Source organism: uncultured Brachyspira sp. (assembly GCF_910578695.1).
Lineage (GTDB): Bacteria > Spirochaetota > Brachyspiria > Brachyspirales > Brachyspiraceae > Brachyspira.
Genome location: NZ_CAJTQJ010000007.1, coordinates 87081 through 94411, shown reverse-complemented (window position 1 = coordinate 94411; position 7331 = coordinate 87081). Strand labels below are relative to the sequence as shown.

Annotated in this window: 8 protein-coding genes; 3 read left to right on the top strand and 5 right to left on the bottom strand. The window is 25.5% G+C overall.

Annotated elements, in window-relative coordinates:
• Positions 1-148 precede the first annotated feature (148 nt).
• Complete coding sequence (gene pyk / locus QZ288_RS03995; RefSeq protein WP_295155265.1) at positions 149-1582, bottom strand: pyruvate kinase; 1434 nt, start codon at positions 1580-1582, stop codon at positions 149-151.
• Positions 1583-1724: 142 nt separating this feature from the next.
• Between pyk and QZ288_RS03990 the strand changes: the two genes are divergently transcribed.
• Positions 1725-2264, top strand: coding sequence for a hypothetical protein (locus tag QZ288_RS03990; protein WP_295155262.1), 540 nt, complete (start codon positions 1725-1727; stop codon positions 2262-2264).
• Here the strand turns inward: QZ288_RS03990 and rsmA are convergent.
• From rsmA to QZ288_RS03970, 4 genes are all read right to left on the bottom strand, one after another.
• The gene (rsmA, locus tag QZ288_RS03985) at positions 2261-3106 is read right to left on the bottom strand and encodes a 16S rRNA (adenine(1518)-N(6)/adenine(1519)-N(6))-dimethyltransferase RsmA (protein WP_295155258.1); all 846 of its coding nucleotides are present in this window, start codon (positions 3104-3106) and stop codon (positions 2261-2263) included. The two genes, QZ288_RS03990 and rsmA, sit on opposite strands and share 4 nt — an antisense overlap.
• Positions 3096-4649 carry a hypothetical protein gene (locus tag QZ288_RS03980; RefSeq protein WP_295155255.1) on the bottom strand — a complete coding sequence of 518 codons (1554 nt, stop codon included), beginning with the start codon at positions 4647-4649 and terminating at the stop codon, positions 3096-3098. Before QZ288_RS03980 ends, rsmA begins: the two co-directional genes overlap by 11 nt.
• Positions 4650-4816: 167 nt before the next feature.
• Complete coding sequence (locus QZ288_RS03975; protein ID WP_295155251.1) at positions 4817-5245, bottom strand: tetratricopeptide repeat protein; 429 nt, start codon at positions 5243-5245, stop codon at positions 4817-4819.
• 10 nt (positions 5246-5255) lie between these two features.
• A complete protein-coding gene (locus tag QZ288_RS03970; RefSeq protein ID WP_295155226.1) occupies positions 5256-5561 on the bottom strand; it encodes a hypothetical protein in 306 nt (101 codons plus the stop codon).
• A 210-nt stretch (positions 5562-5771) separates the two neighbouring features.
• Between QZ288_RS03970 and QZ288_RS03965 the strand changes: the two genes are divergently transcribed.
• Together QZ288_RS03965 and QZ288_RS03960 are read left to right on the top strand one after the other, a co-directional pair.
• A complete protein-coding gene (locus QZ288_RS03965; RefSeq protein ID WP_295155223.1) occupies positions 5772-6425 on the top strand; it encodes a hypothetical protein in 654 nt (217 codons plus the stop codon).
• A gap of 14 nt (positions 6426-6439) precedes the next feature.
• The gene (locus tag QZ288_RS03960; protein ID WP_295155220.1) at positions 6440-7177 is read left to right on the top strand and encodes a hypothetical protein; all 738 of its coding nucleotides are present in this window, start codon (positions 6440-6442) and stop codon (positions 7175-7177) included.
• Positions 7178-7331 lie beyond the last annotated feature (154 nt).

The window sequence follows — 7331 nt, the reverse complement described above, 5'->3', positions numbered from 1 at the left end:
ATGAACATATTATTATATATTCATATCTTAAAATCAATTATTTTGTGTAGATTTTGCCATTATGTTTTTCTTTTGCCGCCAAAATTTTATTTATATTATAAAAACATATTATAAAAAAGTATTTATTAATATAAAAATAGTATATAAATTAATGTATTATAACTACACGAACACTATTTTCCTGCCATCTTCCCTGCCATTTGCTTCCGCTGACAAGTATAGCAGTATCGCCGTGTTCTGCTAAATTATGCTTAACTAATGTATCTTCTAATATATCAATTTGTCCGCCATGACTAATACCTGCACTGAAATTCAAATCCTCAGGCATAAGTATAGTATAAACATTATGATATATAGAAAGCATATTACATAAATCAGAATCAGCAGACATAAAAACAATAGCAGTTTTAGGTCTTTTTTTAGATAAATTTTTAACAGTAAATCCAGACCTTGAAAGTGCAATTATCACTTTATTATCTAAACAATATGATAAATATGAAGCACTGTCAGATAAAGCATCATTAACTCCCATATCCGAATATGATAAATTATCATGCAGAGATTTTGTAATAGATTTTTCTGCAGCTTCTACTATTGAAACCATAGCCTTAACAGACTCTATAGGATAATCTCCTGAAGCAGTTTCAGCAGACATCATAACTACATCAGTACCGTCCAAAACAGCATTAGCAACATCGCTAGCCTCAGCTCTTGAAGGCACGGGGCTTTTTGTCATACTCTCAAGCATTTGAGTGGCTATAATTGTGATTTTTCCCATATCATTAGCCATCTTTAATATTTTTTTCTGCCAAACAGGAACTTCTCCGAAAGGTATTTCTACGCCTAAATCTCCTCTTGCCACCATAACTCCGTCGGAATTCTTTATTATATCTTCTAAATTTTCTAAAGATTCTGTATTTTCTATTTTTGATATAATACCTACATTCCTAAAATTATTATCATCTAAAATTTTTCTTAATCTGATAACATCTTCAGCTCTTCTTACAAAACTCATTCCTAAATAATTAGCACCGCTTTTTGAAGCAAATAAAGCATCGCTTATATCCTTTTCTGTAAGAACCTCTGTTGTAACATGAGCACCGGGAAGATTAATTCCTTTTCCGCTTAATATAGTTCCTCCTGTTATAACTTTGCATACCACAAGTTTAGAAGCCTCATCACTAGATTCTGCTATTAATTGTATAGTACCGTCAGCTATCAAAAGCATAGAACCAGCTCTTACATCGTATGCTATATTAGAATGAGTTGTGGGAATAATATTTTCATCATTAGTTTCTTTATATCCGCTTAATTTTACTATATCTCCTTCTTTTACAAATATAGAATCTTTCAATTTGCCTATTCTTATTTTAGGTCCCTGCAAATCAGCAAGTATAGCTACAGGCTTCTTCAAATCGCTTGAAACTTTTCTTATTATATTTATCCTTTCTAAATGTTCCTCATAACTGCCGAAAGAAAAGTTTAGTCTGCATACATCTGCACCATTTTCTATAATCTTTTTTACCATATCTTCATTTGACCATCTTGGTCCTAAAGTCGCTATTATTTTTGTTTTTCTCATTATATTTTTACATATCCTTTAAAAATTAAATATTAAAAAATTATATCAAGTATAATATAAAAAAAATATTTATTTTTGTAAAAAAAATAAATATATGATAATTTTTGCTTTAAAAATATATATTATAATATATAATAAGTCTATGAATAAAGTAATAGTAAAATTATTGATTGTAATGATAATATTGTCATTATTTTCATGTATGCAAAAAAATAAAACTATAACTCTTGCAGATATAGAAATGGATATACCAGAAGACTTTAAAGCAGGTTTTTTAGATGGAACAGTTCAAATTGATAATACAGTAGCATTTCACGAATCGTATGGTGTAGAAAGACATACAGCAATATATACTATTGTATACACTAAATATAAGCCTATGTACAGCGGAATGGTGAGTTTAGAAAAAGCAAAAAATAATGTTATAAATGGTTTGAGAAATCATTATGCTGCAAAAGAATTCAGAGTAGTTTCAGAAGAAATTTCTAAAAATCTTCCGAATTCATACGAGGTTTTAAGCAGTTTCTATTACGGACCTAATAAAACATATCATAAATCTCTTATAATGATGCATGATAACGGCATACTTCAAATAATGTGTATGTATAATGCAAATAGCAAGAAAGATGAAAAAACAATAAATAATATTATTCAATCTGTTAGAATTATAACAAATAATTAAATATATTCTGATACAATATTAGAAAGTTCTATTACTTTACTTAGATGCAAAGTTTCTCCTCTTATATTTTCATCTATATTTGATTTTTTTAGTATTTTATCAATATTTTCTTTATTTATATTTAAATACGGAGAATTAATAAAATTATTTTTTATAGTTTTTCTTCTATTATGAAACAAAGTTTTTGCCACTGATTTAAATACTTCTATCATATTAATATCAACTTCCTTCGGTATGATGCTTATTATAGAAGAAGTAACTTTAGGCACAGGGTAAAAAACATCTTTAGAAACATTATACTCCAATTTAATATATGACATAAAGTTGGCAAATAAAGTCAAAGAAGAATAATTTTCTGTATTTTCTATTGCTGTTAGTCTTTGTGCAAAATCGCTTTGAACCATAAATACAGCATAATTCCATTTATTATAAGATTTTTCCAAAAGCCATTCCATTATAGGACTTGCTATATTATAAGGTATATTTCCATAAATATCATACTTATTTTTTAAGCTGCATATATCAACTGTTAATATATCTTTATGTATTATATTAATATCATCAAATTTTTCTTTTAAATGATTATATAAAGCATTATCATATTCTACTATCATAAGTTTTTCTTTATATATAGAGTAAAGCATATTGCTTAAAGCTCCAAGTCCGCCCCCTATTTCTAAAGCATATTCTGACCTTGATAAATTATCTGGTATAATACTTGCAATATTATATGCAATATTTCTATCGCATAAAAAATTCTGACCTCTGTTTTTATTTGGAAATATAGATTTATCTTTTAAATATGATATTATATCTCTCTTTGAATATAAATTATCTAACATCTCTAGGTATTCTTACCATTTGGAATATAACAAAGAATGTAAAAAATACTGATAAAACTACTATAAGAACAGTAGTTATAGTAATATGCGAAAACATTATCATTAATGCAGCAAGATAATTTATCAATACTCTATAAACTATAGAAAATAATAATGTCCCTAAAACACCTGTAATTCTATTATAAAAACGGAACTTTTCTGCAGCTATAGAAAGCCTGAATCTAAATGAATAATAAGCTATTATTACAAATAATAATAAATATGTTACTGGTTCTATATTCTTTATTAGAATCTCTAAATTAATCTCTTTATCTGAATAACCAAATTTTGTTATTTCCTTTCTTAAGGTATACAAATCAAATAAACTTATATATTTTAAATTTAAATAGCTGAAATTTTTTATAATATTTAATGTGCTATATGATATATTTATAGGAATAATTTTGCTGTAAGAATCATCATAAATATATTCATTTTTATTAGAATCAAAATATGCTTTCAGTACAATATTTTTTATATTATTAGTTGATTTATAAGAATCTGCTACCTTTCCAAAAAGAAAATTATCGCTTCTTATAATCTTTAATTCATCATCTAATTCTATAAGAGAAATATCAAATATATACAAATGGTTTCTAAATACAGCACTGCTTGATGATGATAATAAAATATTTTTTCCAAGCATTAAATTAATTCCATTATGATTATATTCATGAGAATATTTTAATAAATCAGCATCATCAATATAAGCCTTTCTTAATTCTCTTGCTTCTCTAATAAAGAAATCATACATACTTACAGCATCTCTTATTATAGAATAATAATTATTTACTTCAGGAATTTCAGGAGCTTCTGAATAAATTTTAGAAATACTATTATAAGCATTCCATAAATTTCCGCTTTCATACATACTTATAGTTTCTGACAGTCTTGCATATACAGATATATCTTTAGCCGTATTTCCATAATAAATGGGCTTTTTATTTCTTGCTATACTGATTCTATTTAGATAATATAATGCCAAAGGATTATTTTTATCTAAATTCAATATATCAGTAAAATATTTATTTGCATTATTATAATTAGATAAGCTGAATTCTCTAGTACCAAGACTCATTAAATTATTAATATTTTCTGCTTCTTCTCTATGCATTCTCTCATAATGTTTTTTCTTTTCTTCTTGTATAGTTTTTATCAAAAGCAAAGTATTTCCGTCATTTTTATCATAAAATAAAGCTCCTTCTGCAAAATTATATGCCTCGTCCAAATTTCCAAGAGCTAATTGCTCTCTGGCTAATTCATAAGCTTCATTTTTTAATTTTAATTCATGTTCATAATATATATTTGCATCTACTGCATTATTATGATTATTAAGACTTGAAATAAGAAAATCTGTGAAATAAAAATCGTATAATATATAAAATCCAACTAAAATAAAAATAACAGATATTGGAACTGCTATAACTTTAGAAATACTTTCCTGATTCAAATATTTAGCTTTAAAAAATGAAAAATAGATGCATAAAGATATTATATACGGCATATAACTCTTATAAATTATCAAGGTGTACAAAATATATGTAATTAGAGAATAATTTCTGCCTTCTCCTCTGGTATATAAAACATATATTAAAATTATAACAAATACACTGAAAACACTAAGTATAAGAAAGCTTAGTATAATACTAGAGGTAATGCTATGTTCTTTTTTCATGAGTCTATATTTTCTTCAGTATTTGCTTCCTCTTCTATAACTTCCAAAGGCTTTAATTTAGGCTTTTTTTCATAAATATCCTGCATAACCTTCTGGGCTAAAATTCTCGGAGGCAAAACTGTAAAATTATTTATAACTATATTAAAATATTTTAAAGCCTCTTCATACTTATTTTGATAATAATAGCAAAAACCTATTTCATAATATGCCCATGCTACATCTTTAGCATAGTTATCTCTGTCAAAATTGTCTATTATATACTGATAATAGGCTATAGCATTTTTATAGTTTTTACCAAATTCATTATATGCTTTTTCAGCTATTATTTTAGGATAATTTTCTTCCTCCACAGAAATTTTAACTGCTGAAGCACATGAAATTAATAAAAAAACAAGTACAACTAAAAAAACAAAACTTTTTTTCACTAAAAATCCATTATTTCTTTATAGTATAAACTTCATCGCGTACAGGCAAACTTTTTCTTAAAGACTTAAGGAAACTTCTCAAATCTCCCATCTCTTTATAATCATCACATTTTTCTACTGTTCTCCTAGATACCGTAAAGTACTTGTACATTTTTTCTTCCCCAAGTTTTTTACGCCATTGCTCCTGTGTGCATTTTACTCTAAGCAAATATTGGTTACCGTCTATACCGCTAGACTTTCTAAACAAGATGCAATATCTGCAGTTGGCACAATATATGCCTGCTTCTGACAACTGTTCATTTTGTTCTTCGCTCATAAATACTACCATAAATATATTTATTTTTTATATTACAAATATAATATATTTTAAGATTAAAGTCAAGATTATAATTCTCGTAATAAAGCTTAGAATATATTAATACTTGCAAGCTTAGTCAAATAAAAAAATATGCTATTATTTTTTTATTATTGCTAACTAATATTTTTTATTATTGCTAGCTAAAAATATTACGAGAATAATAAAAGTATGAAAAAAATAATATTAATAATAATTACACTATATATTTCTGCATATACTCAAAATGCAGATATTAATTTTCAGGATATTTATAATAAAATGAAAGAAAAATATTCTTCAATGTATCCTAAAAAATTTGAGGCATATATAGACGGAAAAATAGTTCAAAGACAAATAGATACTATACCAGCCAAAAGCTATACAAAAACAAAAAATGATATAAAATTAAAATTCACTTTCTCTCAAGGAAATAAACCTTCTATCATATTGGAAAATGTTGATAGTTTTTACAGAAATATGTTTTCTGTATTTGAAGGTGCATTAGAAACTATAGGTTTTTATACTTTAGTCGCAGATGCTGATGATTATAATTCCTTATCAAAAAAATTCACTTTTGAAGCTGTAAAAGAAAATAAAAATGACTATTATATAACATTAAGAGCAAAAGGACAGAATGCAGATTACAGCGTAAATTATACAGTAAATAAAAACACTTATATAATAGAAAGAGCAGAATATTATAATAAAAAATCTAAAATATATGATGTATATATTTTTTATGAAGAAATGAATAATTATATACTTCCAAAAACTATTAAATATAAAAGTTCTGACGGGAAAGTAAATTCCGAAATAGAATTTAATGATATAAAAACTTATTAAACGGATGCAAAATTATGAAAAAAATACTATTAATTATAACTTTTTCAATATTAACTATACCTCTGTATGCTATTGATGTGCAAAGTTTATTTAATCTTTCAGGCAATGGAGAAATAGTTTATTATAAAAGCGATGATATAAATAATGCCGATTATACTCAGGCAGAAAAATTAAAATCCGAACTTCAAAGCAAGGGATATAAAGTATATTCTATAGTTATTGCTGATATACTTCATAAAGTAGGAAATGAATTTATAGCTTTAGTATCCTCCGTTCAGGGTGATAAAATTTTAATATATAATAAAGATAATGAAGAGTTTTCATATAAAGCGGATAAAATAGGAAAGAATGCAGCTGTAGATTTAGAAAGTTTTTATGATAAGCAAAATGAAGTAGGAATAATAAAATACTATATTATAAATGATAATGGAACAGACAGAGAGATATATATGTATATGTTTAGAATAGACGGTTCTAATATAAAATTTATTGCTGATATAGTTTTTTATAAAGAAATTAATTCTATGAAAAGTTCTGTTATTACTCAAATGGATAATATATTTAAAGATATTGACGGAGACGGGATATATGAAATGCTGGTAGAATCCAAAGAAATAGTGGGCGGAAGTAATGAAAGAATTGAATATCAAATATACAAGTTAAGTAAAAGCAAAGGCAAATATGAATGCATTATGTCATCTTGGCTTGAAGATAAGCCTGTAGATTTATCAAAGTATTTTAAAGAAAAATAATTAATATAAAAATTATGAATGTCTGACATTGTTAAGAATGTCAGGGATTATAGGCATAAAAAACATTAGATGAATTATTAGACATTTATATAATAAAGCAAAAATATTCTAATATTTTTATCAAAAATACTGTAATTTAAATTTGTAATATTAC